Raw genomic sequence first — 18,983 nt, 5'->3', positions numbered from 1 at the left:
CACGCCCGGGCGCGGCCGGCCACAACGGCAAGCCGGCGGCGGCCGGGGTCGGGCACAATAACCGCCACGCCGTCCGGAGCCCCACCGCCGCATGATCGTCCTGCACCAGATCGATCCGATCGCCTTCCAACTGGGCCCGGTGCAGGTGCACTGGTACGGAATCATGTACCTGCTCGGCTTCGCGGCGGCTTGGTGGCTGGGGCGCCTGCGCGTGCGCGCCGGACGCCTGCCCGGCGTCAACGAACAGGCTTACGGCGACCTGCTGTTCTACGCGATGCTCGGCGTGGTGCTCGGCGGGCGGCTGGGCTATGTCTTCTTCTATTCCTTTGGCGAGCTGCTGCACGATCCGCTGATGCTGCTGCGGATCTGGGAAGGCGGCATGAGCTTCCACGGCGGCCTGATTGGCGTGGTGGTCGCCGCGTGGTGGTGGTCGCGCCGCCACCAGCTGCACCTGATGGACACCGTCGACTTCCTCGCGCCGCTGGTGCCACCGGGCCTCGGTTTCGGCCGGCTGGGCAACTACATCGGCGGCGAGCTCTGGGGCAAGCCCACAGAGGCCGGCTGGGGCGTGGTGTTCCCGCGCGCGCCGGAGTTTGCGGGCTGGAGCATGGAGCAGATCCACGCACAGTTCGCCACCGGTGCGCTCAATCAGTACGCCCGCCATCCCTCGCAGCTGTATCAGGCCGCGCTGGAGGGGCTGGTCATGTTCCTGGTGCTGTGGTGGTTCTCCAGCAGGCCGCGCCCGCGCTACGCCGTGTCGGGTATGTTCGCGCTGCTCTACGGCTGCTTCCGCTTCATCGTGGAGTTCGTGCGGGTGCCCGATGCGCAGATCGGCTACCTGGCCTTCGGCTGGCTGACCATGGGCCAACTGCTGAGCCTGCCGCTGATCGCGCTTGGCCTGTACTGGCTTCTGCTGTGGTCGCGTCGCCAGCCCACGCTGCAGCCGCAGCCGATGCCCGCGGCGACCAGGTAACCGGAGCGATGCAATGAAGCAGTACCTCGACCTGCTGCGCCACGTGCTGGAACACGGCACCGACAAGTCCGACCGCACCGGCACCGGGACGCGCAGCGTGTTCGGCTGGCAGATGCGTTTCGACCTGCGCGAAGGCTTTCCGCTGGTCACGACCAAGAAGCTGCACCTTCGCTCGATCGTGCACGAGCTGCTGTGGTTCCTGCAGGGCGAGACCAACATCGCCTACCTGAAGGACAACAAGGTCAGCATCTGGGACGAGTGGGCCGACGCGGACGGCGAGCTGGGTCCGGTCTACGGCAAGCAATGGCGGCGCTGGGCGGGCGCCGACGGCATCGAGATCGACCAGATCCGCTGGGTGGTCGAGGAGATCAAGCGCAATCCCGATTCGCGCCGCCTGATCGTGTCCGCCTGGAACGTCGCCGACCTGCCGCGCATGGCCCTGATGCCGTGCCACACGATGTTCCAGTTCTACGTCGCCGACGGAAAACTCAGTTGCCAGCTCTACCAGCGCAGCGGCGACATCTTCCTGGGCGTGCCGTTCAACATCGCAAGCTATGCGCTGCTCACCCACATGGTCGCGCAGGTGTGCGGGCTGGGCGTGGGCGACTTCGTGCACACGCTGGGCGATGCGCACCTGTATTCCAACCATTTCGACCAGGCCCGCGAGCAGCTCACGCGCACCCCGCGCGCGCTGCCGCAGCTGCGCCTGAACCCGCAGGTGAAGGACATCTTCAGCTTCGCCTTCGACGACATCGCCATCGAGAACTACGACCCGGCCCCGGCCATCAAGGCGCCGGTGGCGGTGTGATGCGCCCGTTCCTCGCGATGATGCTGGCCGGCGTGCTGGCGGCAGGTGCGGCTCACGCTGCTGACGCTCCCGCGGACCGCGCAGTGGCCGAGCGGTTCTACGATCAGTGGTTCATGCGCTTTATGCACGCCCAGCTGGTGGACGGCACCGTGCGCGATCTCGAGCAGGCAGTGCAGCAGCAGGCCTCGGCCGCGTTGGGAGGCCAAGCGCAGATGGACGCATGCCCTGCGATGCAGGCCGCCCTCGGTGCCTACACGCGCGAGTACCTGCGCCCCGTACTTGAAGAGGCATTTGCCGATCCGGCGACGCGACAGGCTTTGGTGGATGCGGTGGTGCGCTCGTTCACTACGAGTGCGCTGCAGGCGTACCTGGTGCAGCTGCGGGTCAAGGGCAGCGAAGGTCTGGTCGCGCTCCAGGTCGGCAACAATGCGACGATCGGTGCAAACCTGAAGGATGCGCTGAAGGCATCACCCCTGAACATGCAGGACAATGCCGCGGCACGCGAGCGCGTGGAGCGTGGCGCTGCCGAACATCTTGGGCCGGCGGTGGAGCGCTGCAGGGCGGAAGCGGACCAATGACCGGGGCCATGGTCGTGTCCCTGATCGCCGCGCTCGACCGCAACCGCGCCATCGGCAGCGACAACGACCTGCCGTGGCGGCTGCCGGACGACCTGAAACGCTTCAAGGCGCTGACGCTGGGCAAGCCGGTGCTGATGGGGCGCAAGACGGCGCAGTCGCTTGGACGCGCGCTGCCCGGGCGGAGGAACCTGGTGCTGACGCGGTCGGGTCAGGTTCCGTTCGAGGGCATGGAAGCGGTGGCGTCCATCGATGAGGCGCTGCAGGCCGCAATCGGCGGCGGGGCCGGCGAGTTGTGCGTGATCGGCGGTGGCGAGGTTTACGCGCAATGCCTGCCACTTGCCACGGGCCTACATCTCACGCATGTCGACACCGAGGTGGACGGCGCCGACGCGTTCTTTCCAGCGTTCGATCCGTCGCAATGGCGCGTGGTCGCGCGCGAGCAGCACGCAAGCGATGCGAAACACGTCTTCGCATTCGAGTTCGTGGATTACCTGCGAGACGCGTGAGCGACAGGTAGGAGCCAGCTTGCTGGCGACTGTGATCCGGATCGTTAAGTGAGTCGCCAGCAAGCTGGCTCCTACAGGAACCGTGCAGGCCGGTCAGTCGTGATCGCTTTCGGCTGGTGACGGTGTTATGGGCTCCTGCGGGCGATCGCGCCGCCCCTCGTGCTGCTGCGGACGGCCATTCCCGGAACCACGATGCTGATGTCCGGAACGCGGCGGCCCGTTGCGCCTGGAGCGCGACCGGCGGTCGTCGGAGTGATACGGCGGCTTCGGCTTCGGCGGCTGCGCCGGCACGTCGCGGCCGGCGACCTGCACGATGCGCAGTTCGTCCGTGTCCAGTTGCAGCGCGGTGAGCTTGCCGCCCCAGACCGCCCCGGTGTCGATGGCATGCACGCCATGGCCGATGAAGAGGCCCAGCGTCGACCAGTGGCCGCACACGACCTTCAGGTCGCGCTCGGCGCGGCCGGGCACTTCGTACCAGGGATACAGACCCACTGGTTGCGTGCCCGGGCTGCCCTTGTCCTCGAACGAGATGCGGCCGCGCGGCGTGCAGTAACGAAGGCGCGTGAACACGTTGATGATGGCGCGATGGCGATCAATGCCGGCGAGCTTGGGATGCCACGCCGGCTTGTCGCCGTACATGTTCTTGAGCAGACGGCGGTACTGGTCGCCGTGCAGACGTTCCTCGACCTCGCGTGCGAAGCGCTCGGACATTTGCGTGGTCCACTGCGGCGCCAAGCCTGCGTGCACCATCATCCAGCCCAGTTCGCGATCGGCATGCACCAGCTTCTGCGTGCGCAACCAGCCGAGCAGTTCGTCGCGATCCTCGGCGAGCACAATGCGCTGCAGGTCCGGGTTGACCTTGCGCTGTTCCTCGTCGCTGCGCTCGCCGATGGCGAGCAGCGAGAGGTCGTGATTGCCCAGTACCACGATGCTGTGTTCGCGCAGCGAATGCACCAGGCGCAGGGTCTCCAGCGACTGGCCGCCGCGGTTCACCAGGTCGCCGCAGAACCACAGCCGGTCGCACGCCGGATCGAAGGCGATGCGCTCCAGCAGCCGCTGTGTGGCGTCGTAGCAGCCTTGCAGATCGCCGATGGCCCAGATGCTCATGCGTGTGGGCTCAGTGCAGCGTGCGGGGCACGGAAAGGCTGAAAGCGGGAATCGGCGCCTCGAATTGCGTGCCGTCGTCGGCCACCAGGCTGTAGGTGCCTTCCATCATCCCGTGCGTGGTTTCCAGCACCGCACCGGAGGTGTATTCGAAATCGTCGCCGGGACGCAGCCAGGGTTGCTCGCCCACTACGCCTTCGCCCTCGACTTCCTGCACCTTGCCGTTGCCGTCGGTGATCAGCCAGCGGCGATGGGTCAGGCGCGCGGGCACGCGGCCACAGTTGCGGATGCTGATGGTGTAGGCGAACACGTAGCGATCCTTGCCCGGCTCGGACTGATCGTCGAGATAGCGGGTCGCTACGGAAATATCGAGGGCGTAATCGGTGGCACTGCGTTCCATGCGGACAGTGTAGGGCGTGACGCGCGGAATGGGTCAATGGTGCGTATAGACGTCGCCGCGGCGTGAACCCGCTTGCGCCGCGGCGAACACGAGCGCGCCGCGTGGCGCGAGCTCAGGACGGCTTGAGCGAGTTCGCCAGGCGCACGAAGTCCTGCACCGCGATCTGTTCGGCACGCGCATCCGGACGCACGCCGGCCGCTTCGATCGCGGCCGCATCGCACAGCTTCGACAGTGCATTGCGCAGGGTCTTGCGGCGCTGGCCGAATGCATCGCGCACGACGGCGGAGAAGGTCGCCGGGTCGTCGACGCCGATCGTCTCCGGCGCGCGCGGCACCAGCCGCACCACAGCCGAATCGACCTTCGGTGGCGGACGGAACGCGCCCGGCGGCACGTCGAACAGCGGCGTGACATGGCAGTACGCCTGCAGCATCACGCCGAGTCGTCCATACACCTTGCTGCCGGGACCGGCAGCCATGCGGTCCACCACTTCCTTCTGCAGCATGAAGTGCATGTCGCGGATGGCGGCGGCGTGGTCCAGCGCATGGAACAGGATCGGCGAGGACAGGTTGTAGGGCAGGTTGCCGACCAGCCGGATCTGTCCCTGTCCGCCGAAGTTGTGCGCCAGCGCGGTGAAGTCCACGGTCAGCACGTCGCGATGGATCACCTCGAGCGTACCGTGGGCGCGCGCGGCCTCGGTGAGCGGGAAGATCAGGTCGCGATCGAACTCGATGACGGTGAGCTCGCCATGGCGGTCGAGCAGCGGAAACGTGATGGCGCCCTGGCCCGGGCCGATCTCGACCAGGCGATCGCCCGGCTTCGGATCGACCGCCTGCACGATCTTGTCGATGATCCGCCGCTCGTGGAGGAAGTGCTGGCCGAGGTGCTTCTTGGCCGGCTCGGTGAAAGGGTGGCTGCGCGTGCTCATGCGGGCAGGGTAAGGCGGTTGCGGGCGATGCGGGCGCAGGTCTCGGCGGCCGCGAACAGGCTGGACGGATCGGCCGTGCCGAGGCCGGCCAGGTCCAGCGCGGTGCCGTGGTCCACCGCGACGCGCGGGTAGGGCAGGCCGAGGGTGAGATTCACCGCACGCTCGAAACCGCTGTACTTGAGCACCGGCAGACCCTGGTCGTGGTACATCGCGACCACCGCGTCGAAGCCGCGCAGCTTGGCGGGCAGGAACGCCGTGTCGGCGGGCAGCGGCCCGACCAGTTGCATCCCCTCGGCGCGCAGCGCGTCCATGGCCGGGATGATGATGTCGAGTTCCTCGCGACCCAGATGCCCGGCTTCGCCCGCATGCGGGTTCAGGCCGAGCACCGCGATCACGGGCTCGTCGATGCCGAAGTCGCGCCGTAGCGCGGCGTGGGTGATCCGCAGCGTCCGGGACACAGACTCGGCGCTGATGGCGTCGGCTACGTCGCGCAGCGGCAGATGGGTGGTCACCAAGGCCACTCGCACGATGTCGTTGGCCAGCATCATCACCACGTCGCAGCCGGCTTGTTCGGCTAGCAGTTCGGTTGTGCCGCTATAGGGGATGCCGCCGTCGTTGATGGCTGCCTTGTGGACGGGACCCGTCACCACTCCGGCGAAGGTGCCTTCCAGGCATCCGCTGGCGGCCTCACGCAAGGCCCCGATGACGGACGCGGCGTTATGCGGGTCCGGCCGACCGAAGGCGGGAACGGTCTCGCCGGGAATCTCGACCAGCGCCAGCTCGCCCGGCGCGGTCGCGGAGGCATGCGGCCCGACCAGGTGGAGCGGTAGCGAAAGCGCGTCTGCCGCCGCGCGCAGCACGCGCGGATCGGCAAAAACGGTCAGGGAATACTCGCGCGGCTGCTGGGCGAGCCGCACGCAAAGCTCGGGCCCGACGCCCGCCGGCTCGCCCGGCACCAGCGCGAGCCGAACAGGGGTCATGGCCGTCCGGCCTCAGCCGCCGCTGGTGGCGGGGGCCGGCGTGTCGGTGGTTTCGGCGGCCTTGCCGACGCGAACGTCGACGAAGGCCTCGCCGCGCATCTCGCGCAGGAAGCGGTTCCACTCGTCTTCCAGCTTGCGGCGACCGATGGTTTCCTGCACTTGGGCACGGCGGTTCTTGTCGCCGACGTCGGCCTGGCGGCTGCCTTCCAGTTTGATCAGGTGGTAACCGGCCTGCGTGCGCACCGGCCCGGACACCTGGCCCTGCTGGAGACTGGCGACCGCATTGCCGAACTCCGGACCGAACTCGTCGCGGGTGAACCAGCCCAGTTCTCCGCCGCGGCTGGCCGAGCTCTGGTCCTGCGAGTTCTCCTGCGCCAGCACGTTGAAGTCGGCCCCGCCCATTAGGCGGGCCTGCAGGGTCTCGGCCTTGGCCTTCGCCTTGGCGTCGTCGGTCTGCTCGTCGACGCGGATGAGGATGTGGCGTGCCTGGTACTCGGTGACGAGCGCCGGCGCCGCCTGCGATGCGTCGCGGGTCTCGACCAGCTTGACCAGCTGGAAGCCGGACGGGCCGCGGATCGGCGCGGTCACGTCGCCGGCCTTCATGTTGCGCATCAGCGAGGTGAACGCGCTGGGGATCTCATCGACGCTGCGCCAGCCCAGGTCGCCGCCTTCCAGCGCGTTGGGGCTGTCGGAGTAGCGGACCGCGGCGGCAGCGAAGTCCATCTCGCCACGGTCGATCAGGCCCTTCACGCCTTCGATCTTCTTCTGGGCGGTGGCGATCTGTTCCGGCGTCGCGCCTTCGGGCAGCGCGACCAGGATGTGGGCCAGGTGGTACTGGCTCCCGGCATTGGCCTGCGCGGCCATCGCGGCGTCGACCTCGGCCTCGCTGACTGTCACGCGGCTCTGGGCAAAACGCTGGCGCAGGCGCTGGATCAGCAGTTCATCGCGGATCGAAGTGCGGAAGTCCGCATACGGCGTACCTTCGCGTGCCAGCTGCTGGCGCAGCTGTTCCGGGGTGACCCGGTTCTGCGCCGCGATGTTGGCGATGGTCTGCTCGATCTCCTGGTCGGTCACGCGCACGCCAGTGCCCTGGGCGCGGGCGACCTGCAGCTTGACCAGCACCAGGCGTTCGAGCACCTGTCGCTCCAGCACGTCGCGCGGCGGCAGCTGGTTCTCGCGGCCGGCGTACTGGGCCAGGATGTTGTTCACCGCGCGGTCCAGCTCGGTCTTGAGGATCACGTCCTCGTCGACCACTGCGGCGATGCCGTCGATGGGCTGGGCGGCGCCGGCGGCCGGCTCCTGGGCCAAGGCGACCGCACCGGTCAGGGCCGTGGCGGAGAGCACCGCGGCGGCGAGGGCGGACGCGAGTAGTTTCTTCATAAGGTCGGGTCGGGGATGGATTCGACTTGGCCGCCGCCGTTGTTGAGGCGCTCAGTGGAGCTGGGCGGCACGAGGTAGAGGTCGTCGCGGTCGTAGCCGAGGATACCACGGCGCAGCACGCGCTCCGTGTTCTGGCCGGCCGAGCCCAGGCCCTTCAGCTCGAATTCGAACATGATGCGTGTGTCCAGTTCACCATCGCGGTTACGCAGGTACCGGCGACCCACCAAGCGGGCCGCCAGACAGCAGCTTTCCCATTGGACGCCGGCGATGGACTCGAGTTCCTTCTTGTCCTTGAAGGAGTAGTAGTAGCGCCCGACCACGCTCCAGGTCTGGTTGATCGGGTACAGGAACGAGAAGTCGGCCTGTTCCGAGAAGACCTTGTCTTCCGGCGGGCTAATTCCCGGCTGGTAGGCGCCATTACGTCGGTAGCGGTAGGAGAGATTCACGACGCCACTGTTTCGCAGCAGGTAACGCACCCGCAGGCTCGTCATGTCCTCGGCGCTGAACTTGGGATTCCACATGTACGTCGCGCCGATTGTCCAGCGATCGTTTGGCGAGACGGTACCGTCTGCGATCCACGCCGATTTGCCCTGTTCGATTGGCACCTGACCGGGTAGCGTGACCAGGCTGTCGTCGAAATACTGGATCTGGCCGATGCTGGCGGACATGCGTTCCCGTCCGTCGTCTTCGCTGATGAAACGTGTCGTCAGCGCTGTCGTCAGCTGATTTGCGTCGGTCTGCCGGTCCGCACCCGTATACCGGTTGTCCCGGAACAGTTGGCCCCAGGAAAACGTCATCGAGCCGGTATCGAAGACAGGAAGACCGTCCTGGTTGCGATAGGGGACGTTGAGGTAGTAGATGCGCGGTTCGAGCGTATGCAGGTAGCTCTTCCCGCGGAATTCCGTATTACGGTCGAAGTACAAGCCCGCATCGACGGACGTGATCGGGACGGACCGATTGGGAGTCCGATCGTGGAAGCCAGCGATCAGCTCTGGCGTGACCGGCACGCCGTTGGCTGCCGCAAACGTGTTGGCACGCGAGAGGGCCAGGCTGTCGGCCAGGTCGCCGTCGAGTTGGTAAGCGGTGTACCGCCAAGCCAGCTTCGGGTGGATGAACCAGGCCGCTCCATCCAGCGGCATCGCGATATAGGGCTTCAGGTCCAGGCGGCTGCCACCATCGAACACTTCATGTTCGAAGCGAACTGCCTCGCCGTCCACTCCCACATCAAAACGGGTACCCCAAGGCATCGCCCAACTGCCATAGGCACGCGGCAAGCGGTCGTATTGCAGGCTCGCTTCGGTGAGCGTGTAGTCGGCCAATTGGTAATGATCGGCCATTACACCCCCGCTCCAATAGCGGCCCCGGCCGTACACCCCGATGTCGCTCCGGACGAAGTAGTTCGATATGCCGTACAGGCTGCTGCTGAAATCCTCGAAGTAGTGTGTGTCGCTGACCCAACCGAGATTGGTAGCGGCATACCACGTACTGTCGATGTTGTGAGTGGCCGACAGCGAGAACTGGCCGCGGTTCTTCTCCGGCAAGCTCGACATCGGCACGCCGAATTCCGGATTGAGATAGCGGCCCGGCTCGTCGCCCGGAAGCTTGTCGCTGGGCATCCAGTTGGCGTAGACCTCGCCCTTGCCTTTTTCGTAGAGCCAGCGGAACTCGGCGCCGAACACACCGCCGCGGTCGAACATGTAGCGTGGATACAGCGTGGCGTCGTAGTTGGGTGCCAGGTTCAGATAGATCGGTTGCTCGTAATCCAGCCCGTTACGGCCCGAAAGCGAGAGCTTGGGGTACAGCAGGCCCGTGCGGCGGCGGTCGTCGACCGGGAACATGAACCATGGCACGAACAGCACCGGCATCTTGCCGATGCGCACCGTGGCGTTGCGCGCCACGCCCATGCCTTCCTCGGTGTCGATGTCGATGCTGCTGGCGCGCAGCTCCCACGCGCGCTGGTTCGGCGCACAGGTGGAATAGGTCGAACCCACCAGGCGGCCTTTCGGTCCATCTAGTTCGATCCGCTCGGCGCCGCCGTTGCCCCGCCGCTCGGTGAGCTGGTACTGCACGTCCTCGATGCGGTGCTGGTCGGCGGTCTGGTCGCCTTCGGCACGCTCGGCCACGATGCGCATGCCGGAGTCCTGGTAGCGGACGTTGCCGATCGCGCTGTACTTGCCGGTTTCCTCGTTGTACGTGAGCTTGTCTGTGCCCAGGAACTGGTCGCCGCGATTCAACCGCACGTTGTCCTGGACGACGATGTCCTGTTCGTTGCCGGCGCGTTCGAGCTGGCCGCCATCGATGTCGGTGGGTTCCTGGCTACGTTCGGCGATGCCGCCGACCGGAGCGGGTGCGTCATCGAACGACGGCACCGCGTCGACGATGGGGCACAGCCCCCAGTTCTCCTCGTCGCCGTCGGCGGCGTACGCTGGCAGGGCTAGCGCAATGCACAGCGGCAACGGAAGCAGTCGTAGCGTTTGGCGCACTAGGAGACCGTATTCGTGGGCGTCGGGGGAAACGGGCCGCTAGCTTGCCGTATCCATTGCAAGCGGGCAACGCGAGTCACATCTTGCTCCCAGCGCTGTTCATTTCTGCGTCAAGGCACCCGAAGGGGGCTTCCCGAACGCCTCGCCGGCGACATGGAACGATGGTGATGCGAGCCCGCGCCCGTTCTCGGGAGTTGTCCGGGGACGGATGGCCGCGCCCGAAACCCAAGCGAAAGATCAGTCCAGTCCCTCGAGCAGCGCACCCACGTGGGCGACGCTGCATTCGCGCAGGGCACCCAGGTCGTAGCCGCCCTCCAGCATCGAGACGACGCGGCCACCGCCGTGGCGACGGGCGGTGGCGACGAGTTGCTGCGTGAGCCAGGTGTAGTCCTCGGTCTCCAGCTCGATCTGCGCGAGCGGATCGCGCTTGTGTGCATCGAATCCGGCGGACACGAACAACAGCTGCGGGCGGAACGACTCCAGTGCGGGCAGCAGCTGTTCCTGCCAGGTGCGCCGGAACACCTCGCTGCCACTGCCCGGTGGCAGCGGTGCGTTGACGATGTTGCCGACGCCGCGTTCGTTCGCGTAACCCGTGTCCGGATACAGCGGCATCTGGTGCGAGCTGAGGTACATCACCCGCGGGTCGGTATCGAAGATCGCCTGCGTGCCGTTGCCGTGGTGCACGTCGAAGTCGACCACCGCGACGCGGTTGAGCCCATGCTTGTCGCAGGCGTGCGCCGCGGCGACGGCGATGTTGTTGAACAGGCAGAAGCCCATCGCGGCCGACGAGGTTGCGTGATGTCCGGGCGGCCGCACCGCGCAGAACACCCGCAGCGACTCGCCATGCATCACCGCATCGACGGCCGCGATACCGGCACCGGCGGCGCGCAGGGCAGCTTCGGCCGAACCGGGTGCCAGCACGGTGTCGGGATCCAGCGGCATCGGGCCATCCACGGGCGTGTCCAGTACCAGCGAGAGCAGCGCGTCGTCATGCACGCGCAGCAGCTGGCCACGACTCGCGCGCGGGGCTTCTTCCCATTCCAGTGCGGGGAAATGCTCACGCAGGGCCTCGGTCACGGCGACCAGGCGAAGCGGGCGTTCGGCATGGCCCGGACCGGGGTCGTGGCGGGTACAGGCAGGGTGGCTGTAGATCCGCATGGCGCGCTGGCCGCGATCAGCCCTTGCGCCGCTCGTGGTTCCACAGCACTTCGCCGTGGCCGCTGGCACGCGCCAGCACGCGGGCCAGCACGAACAACAGGTCGGACAGGCGGTTGAGGTAGCGCACCGCTTCGGGCCGCACGGTTTCAATGCGGGAAAGCGACACCGCCTCGCGCTCGGCACGGCGCACCACGGTGCGCGCGATGTGGCAGCGCGCCGCGGCTTCGCCACCGCCGGGCAGGATGAAATCCTTCAGCGGTGGCAGTGGTTCGTTGAATGCATCCAGTTGCTGCTCGAGGCGCTCGATGTCGGCATCGAAAATCGCCGCGTGCCCCGGGATGCACAACTCGCCGCCCAGGTCGAACAACTGGTGTTGCACGGTCGTCAGCAGGGTGCGGACGTCGTCCGGCACGTCCGAGGCCAGCACCAGGCCGATGCAGGAATTCGCCTCGTCCACGGTGCCGTACGCGGCCACGCGCTCCGAGTCCTTGGCGACGCGGCTGCCGTCGCCGAGGCCGGTGGTGCCGTCGTCGCCGGTACGGGTGTAGATCTTGGAGAGGCGGTTGCCCATGCGTCAGCGGATCGGGATCGGAAACCCGGTCCCGACGCGATCAGACCGTCTGCGCGCGCAGCGACGGCACGCGCTGGCGCAGCAGCGCGAAGCCGCCGAACAGCAATGCGGCGTAGAACAGCGTGCCCAGCACGGTCCACTGGAAGAACGGCAGCGCCGCGGCGTAGCACGGCAGCAGGCCGCCGGAGACGCATGCCGGATGCGCGGTCATCGGCGTGGCCGTGGCCCACACGGCGAAGTTGGTCAGCACGAAGAACAGCACCGAGCCGATCAGCGAGAAGCCCAGCACGCGCGCGCCGCTGACACGGCCGCGCAGGCCGAAGCCCAGCACCGCCGACAGCGCGACGCAGGCGTATACCGTCAGCCACGTCGCCAGGTAGGCCGGGCTGGTGAAGTGTTCGAAGTAGGTGCCGCCGAGCATCGCGCCCAGCGCCAGGTCCGAGATGAACATCGCCATCAGCGGCACGGCGATCGCCGCGGCGCGCGAGGCGAAGTAGGCGCCACCGAACAGGGCCACGGCTTCGACCGGCGAGAAGTTCGGCGGGTGCGGCAGCAGGCGGGTCAGCGCGGCGACGAAGATCATGCCGGCGAGGACGAGCGGGCCGGGGGCGAGGAGCGATTCGGAGGCGGGACGGTTCATCGGGACAGGTCTGGATGAAGGTAAGGGCCTTCAGGAACCAGTAGCATAGCGCAATGCCTGTTGCGGCCCCCTCATTGACTCCGTCCGCCTCGCACTCCCCAGACCGCATCCACGACGTACTGATCGTCGGCGGCGGCCTGGTCGGCAGCAGCCTGGCGATTGCCCTGGAACGCCTCGGCATCGACGTCGGCCTGGTTGAAGCCTCGCCTGCCGGCACGCTTCCCGCCGTGTTCGACGAGCGTAACCTGAGCTTCGCCGAGGCGACGGTCAACGCGCTTTCCGCCCTCGGCGTGTTGCAGAAGCTGCGGGCGCCGGCGGGCTCCATCCAACGCATCCACATCAGCCGGCGGGGCGACTTCGGTCGTGGCCTGCTGGACGCCGCGCGCTATGGGCGCACCGAGTTCGGTCGGGTCGTGGTCGCACGCGATTTCGGCGAGGCGCTCGAGGCCCGGCTGGCCGAGCTGTCGGGACTGACGCGCTACCGTCCGATGCGCCTGCTGGGCCTGGCCGAAGCGGATGCCGGCCATCGCACCGTCCGTGTCGCCGACGACGCGGGCGAGCACGTGTTGCGCGCGCGCCTGCTGGTGGCGGCCGACGGCACGCGCAGCATGGTTCGCGATGCGCTCGGCATCGGTATCGATGAATACGACTACGCGCAGGCCCTGTTCGTCACCCGCCTGCGCACGACGCGTACGCCGGATGGAACCGCGTACGAGCGACTCGGCGACGAGGGGCCGACGGCACTGCTGCCGCGCGGCGATCGCCATTACGGCCTGATCCACGCAGTGGCCCGGCAGGACGCAGAAGCCGTGGCCGCGCTGGATGAGACTGCGTTCCTCGCACGTGCGCAGGCCGCCTTTGGCTGGCGCGCCGGCCGCTTCGTCGCATGCGGTCCACGCAGCACGCACGCGGCGGTGCGTGTCGTGGCGCAGCGCGTGATTGCCCCGCGCGCGGTGCTGGTGGGCAATGCAGCGCAGACCATCCATCCCATCGGTGCGCAGGGATTCAATCTGGGATTGCGGGACGCGCTGACGCTGGCCGAACTCATCGCCGATGCGCGCGCGCAGGACGCCGCGGCGGACTGCGGTTCTTCCGCGCTGCTGGATGCCTACGTGCAGCGCCGGCAGGACGACCGCACGCGCACCATCGAGTTCTCCGATGGCCTGGCGCGGCTCACCGCGAACGAGGCCCCACTGATGCGCCCGCTTCGCAGCCTGGGCCTGTTCGCGGTGGATCGCCTGCCGTCGGTGCAGGCCTATCTGGTGGGCGGTGCGATGGGCTATCGCGGCGACGTCCCTGCATTGTGCCGGGAGCCGCGCGCATGAGCCGCCGGGCCCCGCTGGACATCGTGGTGGTCGGTGCCGGCGTGGTCGGTGCCGCCGCGGCGCTCGCGTTCGCGCGGGACGGCTTCAACGTCGCCTTGGTCGAATCGCGAACCCCGCCCGCCTGGGAACCCCGATCGACGGATTCGGACCGCATCGACCTGCGTGTGTACGCGTTCGCGCCGGACAACGCGGCGCTGCTGGAAGACCTGGGCGTGTGGCGCGACGTGGCCACCGCACGCGTGCAGCCTTATCGGCGTATGCGGGTGTGGGATGCCGCGGGCGGCGCGGAGCTGGCGTTCGATGCGGACGCGTTCGGCCGACGCGAACTCGGCTGGATCGTCGAGCATGCACTGCTGGTCGATCGCCTCTGGAAGGCATTGCCCGGCGCGGGCGTGCAACTGCATTGCCCCGACAGCGTGCAGTCGCTGGAACAGGACGAAAGCGGCGCGACCGTGCGGCTGGACAGCGGCCTGTCGCTGCGCGCTCGACTCGTCGTAGCCGCGGATGGTGCCGAATCGAAGCTGCGTTCACTGGTGGGCGTCGAAGCCTCGCGCCGCGATTACGCGCAGCGTGGACTGGTGGCATTCGTGCAGAGCGAGCGTCCCCACGACGCAACCTGCTGGCAGCGTTTCCTGCCGACGGGGCCACTGGCGTTCCTGCCTTTCGCGGACGATGCGCAAGCGCCGCCGGAAGCACTGGGGCGCACCAGTTCGATCGTCTGGACATTGCCCGAGCCGGAAGCCGCACGCTTGCTCGAAGTTGACGAGGCCGCATTCCTGCGCGAGCTGCAATCCGCGTTTGCCGAGACGCTGGGCGAACTGACGCGCGTGTCACGTCGCGCCGCGTTTCCGTTGCGGTTGCAACTGGCGAAATCGCTGCTGGCCGGCCGCGTGGCCATCGTCGGTGATGCCGCCCATGCGGTGCATCCGCTCGCCGGGCAGGGCGTCAATCTCGGCCTGCGCGATGTGGGTACGTTGCGCGTGACGCTCGCGCAGTCGCGCCGGCGCGGAGCCGACGTGGGCAGCGGAGACCAGCTGATGCGGTGGGCGCGCGGGCAGCGCAGCGCCAATGCGGTCTCTGCCTACGCCTTCGACGGCTTGAACCGGCTGTTCTCCAACGATTCCGTGGCCGCGACGCTGTTGCGCGGACCCCTGCTCGGGATGGCCGGTCGCCTGCCGCCGCTGACGCACGCGTTCTGGCGCCATGCCGCGGGTCGCTGACGGCCCGTAAAAAAACGGATCCCTTCTTTCGAAGGGATCCGCTCCTCGTCGGGCCGCGCATGGAGCGCGGCGTTGCTGCGTCTTACTTGCCGCCGGCCAGTTCGCGCTTGGTGACGCGACCATCGCGGTTGGCATCGAGCGTGTTGAAGTTCGCCGTCAGGGTGGCGTCGGTCGCGACCTCGGTACGGCTGAGATTGCCATCGCGATTGGCATCCAGTGCGTCGAAGTCGACCTTGTTGGCGAGTGTCGAGTCAGGCGGGCTGGAGGTCGCGGTGACTTCCTGCGCGCGGTCGGATGCCATCGGCGATGGCGACACCGTCGGCGTCGCGCGTGGCGGAGCCGGCGGGTTGGCGGCCTGCGCGGCGGCATCGGCCGACTGCTGCGCCTGCGCGCTGGCAGCATCGGCCGCATTCGCGGCGGCGGTGGCGTCGGCCGCACCGGCTCGCGGGTTGGCGCCGGACGTGGCCACGCCCTGGGCACCCTGCGCTGCGTGGGCGGCGTTCACCGCCTCATTCGCGGACTTCTGGGCGTCGGCTGCGTGCTGGTGCGTGGTCGTATAGCCACCGGCTGCGTTGCGGGTCGCGTCGCGTGCGCTCTGTGCGCTCTGGCGTGCGGCCGCGGCGTCGTCGGTGGCCGCCTGCGCGACGGCCTCGGCCTGCTGCTGGGATGCGGCCGGACGGGCCTCGGTACGTTGCGCGGAAGCCGGACCGACGATGCCGAGAGCGGCCACCAGCGGGATCGCGATGGAAGTGAACCTGTAGGCGGATTTCATCGTGTGCTCTCGCGGTTTGGGGGCGAGTGCGACGCTAGTCCCCCGACGGTCAACCGCGGGTAAATTCGGCAACGGCGCGATGGAGAAGGTTCACGCAGGTGAGCGCGGCGTTATCGCGGCGTCGCGAAGACCGTGATTTCCTCGCGGTCGTGGTACAGCTGCCGCGCACGGACGAGCAGCGACTTGTGCGCCTGCCGTTCGAACAGATCCAGGCATAGCCGCGTTTCATCCCAGCGCTTCTTCATCGGCAGCTTGAGATTGAAGATGGCGTGCCGGCACCAGCCTTCGCGCAGCCACGTGGCCATGCGTTCGGCCACGCGGCGCGGCTGTTCGACCATGTCGCAGACCATCCAGTCCAGCGGTGAGCGCGGATGCCAATGGAAACCGTCCTCGCGCAGGTGTTCCACGCGACCGCTTTCCAGCAGCTTCTCCTGCAGCGGGCCGTTGTCGACGGAAATCACGCGCAGGCCCTGGCGCATCAGTACCCAGCTCCAGCCGCCGGGCGCCGCGCCAAGGTCCGCGCCGCGCATGCCTTCGCGGAAGAGGCGCTCGCGCTCCTTCTCGTTTAGCAGCACCATCACCGCTTCTTCGAGCTTCAGCGCGGAACGGCTCGGTGCATCGGCATGCATGCGAAGACGCGGAATGCCGAGCGGCCACGGCGCGCTGTCGCCGGCTTCGCCGATGGCGAGCAGTACGTGGTCGCCGGCAAGGAACACGACATGCAGCCGGTTCTTGCGCGAGTCATCGAACTGCGTCAGCCAGCCGCCCTTGCGCAGCGCCGGGCGCAGTGCGTTCCCGAAAGCGCGCGCGAGGCCGGCCAGTGGTTTGGCCTCGTCGGAATCGGGATGCTCGACCCACAGCTCGCCGAAGGTGTACGTGTTGCCCAGCGTGGTTTCGAGTGCGCGCACGATCGGCGTGATGCGATCCTTCGGATCCAGCCCTTTCAGTTCCACGAAGCGGCGCAGCTTCTGCCGCGCGAAGATCAGCGAACCGAACGGAAGCGCGCGCGTCAGCGACGCGATGTCGTCGGCGAAGAACTCCACGTAACCGCTGTTGCGGTCGGTGCGGGCGTAGCCGGGAAATCCCGCATGTGCGGCGCGATCGCTCAGTTCGGCGGCGAGTTCGGGCTCGAAGCCGGCGCGGCAGTAGCAGAGCAGGGCGTCTGGCATGGCGATGCGTCGATCCGTCCGAACGTTGGCGAAGAAACAGCGCGGCCATGCGGCCGCGAAGCGTCAGTACCTGGCGCCGCCGGATTCGCCATAGGCACGCAGTACGTCGCGCGCCTGCTCGCGGCAGACGTCGCTTACCACAGCGACGCCACGACGCTCCAGTTCGCCGACCCAGTCCGCCGGCAACGGGCCTTCGTCGAACTCGGTGAGCGTTTCCACGTCCTCGCTGCGGGCGCCGATCAGCAGGCGGTCGATGCCGGCCCACACGGTGGCGCCGTAGCACTGGCAGCACGGCTGGGATGAGGTGGCCAGCGTGATGGGACCGATGTGGGTGCCGACGGCATCCTCGTTGAGGCGCGGACGTTGCGTGCGCTGCTGCGCGAGCATGTAGGCCATCGTCTCGGCGTGCGCGACCGAGCAGCTGTGCGGCAGCACGCGGTTGACGCCCACGGCGATGATGCGGTCGTCCGGTCCGAACACCGCCGCGCCGAACGGCCCGCCACTGCCGGACTCGATGTTCGTGCGCGAGAGGAACACGGCGAGTTCCACCTTCGACTCGTCGCCGGCATACACGCGTGAGGTGTCGACCGATTCGTGCACCCAGGCCGGAAGGGTCAGGTGAACCTGCGCGTAGAGCATCAGTGCACCGCTTCCACTTCGGCGATCTTGTCCTTGCACTGCCCCTGCACACACTGGCAGCCCTCGACCGGCTTGAAACCGCACATCGACATCATGCCCTTGCGCGCGCACTCGGCCCTGACGCCCTCCGGGTCGGTCGGGCTGTCAGCGTTGACGCAGGCCGGCTTGGCGCCACAGCAGTTGCCGACGTTCTTCACCGCGCAGTCGGCGTCGGTCCTGCAGCTGAAATCGACCTTGACGGGTGCCTGGGCGGGTTCAGCATGGCGTTCCTTCGGCGGAGGTTCCGGTGCACGCGCACGCGTGGCCTCCGGCGGAACAGGCTGCGTGGTGTCTATCACCGGCGTCGCGGCCATCGCGCCGTCCGAAGGTGGGGCGGCGCACGCGCCGACCATCAGCAGCGACGAAACCAGCAGGGCAGTCAGCAAGTGGCGCATGGCACGGACTCCTTCTGCGTCGATCGGGCGTGCGGCATCAGGACTTGGCGGCCCAGGTGTCGCGCAGGGTGACGCTGCGGTTGAACACCGGTGCGTCGTTGCGGTGGTCGTAGCGATCGGCCACGAAATAGCCGATGCGTTCGAACTGGAACGACTGCTCCGGATCCGCCATGGCCGCGGCCGGCTCGACATAACCGCTGACGATGCGGCGCGAGTCCGGGTTGAGATGGTCCTTGTAGGTCTTGCCGGTGCTCTCGTCGTCGTCCGGGTCGGGGACCATGAAGAGGCGGTCGTACAGGCGGATTTCCGCCTTCACCGCGTGCTTCGCGCTGACCCAGTGGATGGTGCCCTTGATCTTGCGATCGGCACCGGCCATGCCGGGACGCGATTCGGGGTCGAGCTCGCCGCGGATCTCGACGACCTTGTCGCCATCCTTGATCACCTCGTCGCAGCGGAAGATGCCCGCGCCGCGAAGGCGCACTTCGCCGCCCGGGATCACGCTCGTGACGATCGCGGAGCGCCCGGAGCTGCTGCGCGACAGCTACGACCTCGCGGCGGCCGAGGGCTACTCCGACCTCGCGACCGTCTTCTCGGTCCACGTGCGGCTCGAGGACTGGCTTCGCGACGAGGCGACGCTGCCGGGTGGCTCGTTCGTGGCGCTCGCCGGCGACCAGATCGTCGGCTACTCGGGGCTCGTCGACGTCGACGACGGCGTCGCCGAGGATGGTCTCGCCGTCGTCCGCCGCGCCTGGCGCGGCCGTGGGATCGCGAAGGCGATGAAGCGCGCGAAGCTGGCGTGGGCGGCGGAGAACGGCATCCGCGAGATCGTCACCTGGACCCAGCGCGGTAACGACGCGATGCGCGCGGTGAACGAGCAGCTCGGCTACGAGTACCGGAGCGTGAGCATCACGGTGAGCG

20 protein-coding genes and 1 pseudogene are annotated in these 18,983 nt (G+C 68.0%); 7 read left to right on the top strand and 14 right to left on the bottom strand.

Translation table 11 applies throughout. The features are described 5' to 3' along the window. Positions 1 to 91: 91 nt before the first annotated feature. The 4 genes from lgt to VFE83_RS10035 are packed head-to-tail and all read left to right on the top strand — an operon-like array spanning position 92 to position 2,865. A complete protein-coding gene (lgt, locus tag VFE83_RS10050) occupies positions 92 to 973 on the top strand; it encodes a prolipoprotein diacylglyceryl transferase (protein WP_324905664.1) in 882 nt (293 codons plus the stop codon). Between the two features lie 13 nt (positions 974 to 986). Then, the gene (locus tag VFE83_RS10045) at positions 987 to 1,781 is read left to right on the top strand and encodes a thymidylate synthase (RefSeq protein WP_324905662.1); all 795 of its coding nucleotides are present in this window, start codon (positions 987 to 989) and stop codon (positions 1,779 to 1,781) included. Next, positions 1,781 to 2,359, top strand: a complete 579-nt coding sequence (locus tag VFE83_RS10040) for a hypothetical protein (RefSeq protein WP_324905660.1) — start codon at positions 1,781 to 1,783, stop codon at positions 2,357 to 2,359. Before VFE83_RS10045 ends, VFE83_RS10040 begins: the two co-directional genes overlap by 1 nt. 8 nt (positions 2,360 to 2,367) lie before the next feature. Further along, entirely contained in the window at positions 2,368 to 2,865 is a 498-nt protein-coding gene (locus VFE83_RS10035; RefSeq protein ID WP_324905658.1) for a dihydrofolate reductase, read from the top strand. A 93-nt stretch (positions 2,866 to 2,958) separates the two neighbouring features. Here the strand turns inward: VFE83_RS10035 and VFE83_RS10030 are convergent, their stop codons facing one another. From VFE83_RS10030 to VFE83_RS09990, 9 genes are all read right to left on the bottom strand, one after another. Further along, complete coding sequence (locus VFE83_RS10030) at positions 2,959 to 3,972, bottom strand: symmetrical bis(5'-nucleosyl)-tetraphosphatase (RefSeq protein ID WP_324905655.1); 1,014 nt, start codon at positions 3,970 to 3,972, stop codon at positions 2,959 to 2,961. A gap of 10 nt (positions 3,973 to 3,982) precedes the next feature. After that, positions 3,983 to 4,369: a Co2+/Mg2+ efflux protein ApaG gene (apaG, locus tag VFE83_RS10025; protein WP_324905653.1), complete on the bottom strand. Its 387-nt coding sequence runs from the start codon at positions 4,367 to 4,369 to the stop codon at positions 3,983 to 3,985. Positions 4,370 to 4,481: 112 nt separating this feature from the next. Then, positions 4,482 to 5,294 (bottom strand): 16S rRNA (adenine(1518)-N(6)/adenine(1519)-N(6))-dimethyltransferase RsmA, encoded by an 813-nt coding sequence (rsmA, locus tag VFE83_RS10020; RefSeq protein ID WP_324905651.1) that lies wholly within the window; start codon positions 5,292 to 5,294, stop codon positions 4,482 to 4,484. Then, on the bottom strand, positions 5,291 to 6,274 hold the full coding sequence (gene pdxA, locus VFE83_RS10015) for a 4-hydroxythreonine-4-phosphate dehydrogenase PdxA (RefSeq protein ID WP_324905649.1): 984 nt from the start codon (positions 6,272 to 6,274) through the stop codon (positions 5,291 to 5,293). The genes rsmA and pdxA overlap by 4 nt, the downstream gene beginning before the upstream one ends. A 12-nt stretch (positions 6,275 to 6,286) precedes the next feature. Beyond that, a complete protein-coding gene (locus VFE83_RS10010; protein WP_324905647.1) occupies positions 6,287 to 7,654 on the bottom strand; it encodes a peptidylprolyl isomerase in 1,368 nt (455 codons plus the stop codon). Further along, positions 7,651 to 10,137 carry an LPS assembly protein LptD gene (gene lptD, locus VFE83_RS10005; protein WP_349255827.1) on the bottom strand — a complete coding sequence of 829 codons (2,487 nt, stop codon included), beginning with the start codon at positions 10,135 to 10,137 and terminating at the stop codon, positions 7,651 to 7,653. The genes VFE83_RS10010 and lptD overlap by 4 nt, the downstream gene beginning before the upstream one ends. Positions 10,138 to 10,374: 237 nt before the next feature. Beyond that, positions 10,375 to 11,295, bottom strand: coding sequence for a histone deacetylase family protein (locus VFE83_RS10000; protein WP_324905643.1), 921 nt, complete (start codon positions 11,293 to 11,295; stop codon positions 10,375 to 10,377). Positions 11,296 to 11,311: 16 nt separating this feature from the next. Further along, positions 11,312 to 11,866, bottom strand: coding sequence for a cob(I)yrinic acid a,c-diamide adenosyltransferase (locus tag VFE83_RS09995; protein ID WP_324905641.1), 555 nt, complete (start codon positions 11,864 to 11,866; stop codon positions 11,312 to 11,314). A 40-nt stretch (positions 11,867 to 11,906) separates the two neighbouring features. Beyond that, a complete protein-coding gene (locus VFE83_RS09990; RefSeq protein ID WP_324905639.1) occupies positions 11,907 to 12,506 on the bottom strand; it encodes a DUF6580 family putative transport protein in 600 nt (199 codons plus the stop codon). Positions 12,507 to 12,559: 53 nt separating this feature from the next. Between VFE83_RS09990 and ubiH the strand changes: the two genes are divergently transcribed. Next, entirely contained in the window at positions 12,560 to 13,831 is a 1,272-nt protein-coding gene (gene ubiH / locus VFE83_RS09985; protein ID WP_324905637.1) for a 2-octaprenyl-6-methoxyphenyl hydroxylase, read from the top strand. Beyond that, entirely contained in the window at positions 13,828 to 15,051 is a 1,224-nt protein-coding gene (locus VFE83_RS09980) for an FAD-dependent oxidoreductase (protein ID WP_324905635.1), read from the top strand. Before ubiH ends, VFE83_RS09980 begins: the two co-directional genes overlap by 4 nt. Positions 15,052 to 15,133: 82 nt before the next feature. Here VFE83_RS09980 and VFE83_RS09975 read toward each other — a convergent pair whose 3' ends face one another. The 5 genes and pseudogenes from VFE83_RS09975 to VFE83_RS09955 all read right to left on the bottom strand — a co-directional run. Next, entirely contained in the window at positions 15,134 to 15,823 is a 690-nt protein-coding gene (locus tag VFE83_RS09975; protein ID WP_324905633.1) for a hypothetical protein, read from the bottom strand. A gap of 110 nt (positions 15,824 to 15,933) precedes the next feature. After that, positions 15,934 to 16,992: a 23S rRNA (cytidine(2498)-2'-O)-methyltransferase RlmM gene (rlmM, locus tag VFE83_RS09970; protein WP_324905631.1), complete on the bottom strand. Its 1,059-nt coding sequence runs from the start codon at positions 16,990 to 16,992 to the stop codon at positions 15,934 to 15,936. Between the two features lie 63 nt (positions 16,993 to 17,055). Continuing rightward, on the bottom strand, positions 17,056 to 17,631 hold the full coding sequence (locus VFE83_RS09965) for a nucleoside deaminase (protein ID WP_324905628.1): 576 nt from the start codon (positions 17,629 to 17,631) through the stop codon (positions 17,056 to 17,058). Continuing rightward, positions 17,631 to 18,065 (bottom strand): hypothetical protein, encoded by a 435-nt coding sequence (locus tag VFE83_RS09960; protein ID WP_324905626.1) that lies wholly within the window; start codon positions 18,063 to 18,065, stop codon positions 17,631 to 17,633. Before VFE83_RS09960 ends, VFE83_RS09965 begins: the two co-directional genes overlap by 1 nt. Before the next feature lie 37 nt (positions 18,066 to 18,102). Further along, a pseudogene (locus tag VFE83_RS09955) lies at positions 18,103 to 18,564 on the bottom strand (glutamine--tRNA ligase); the annotation flags it as partial. Between the two features lie 4 nt (positions 18,565 to 18,568). Between VFE83_RS09955 and VFE83_RS09950 the strand changes: the two are divergent. Then, on the top strand, positions 18,569 to 18,983 hold a 415-nt coding region (locus VFE83_RS09950; protein ID WP_324905624.1), incomplete at its 3' end, for a GNAT family N-acetyltransferase.

Source organism: Lysobacter sp. (genome assembly GCF_035655815.1).
In the GTDB taxonomy this organism is placed as follows: domain Bacteria; phylum Pseudomonadota; class Gammaproteobacteria; order Xanthomonadales; family Xanthomonadaceae; genus Lysobacter_J.
Note: the sequence above shows the minus strand (reverse complement) of the source record. Positions and strands in the feature narration are given on the sequence as shown.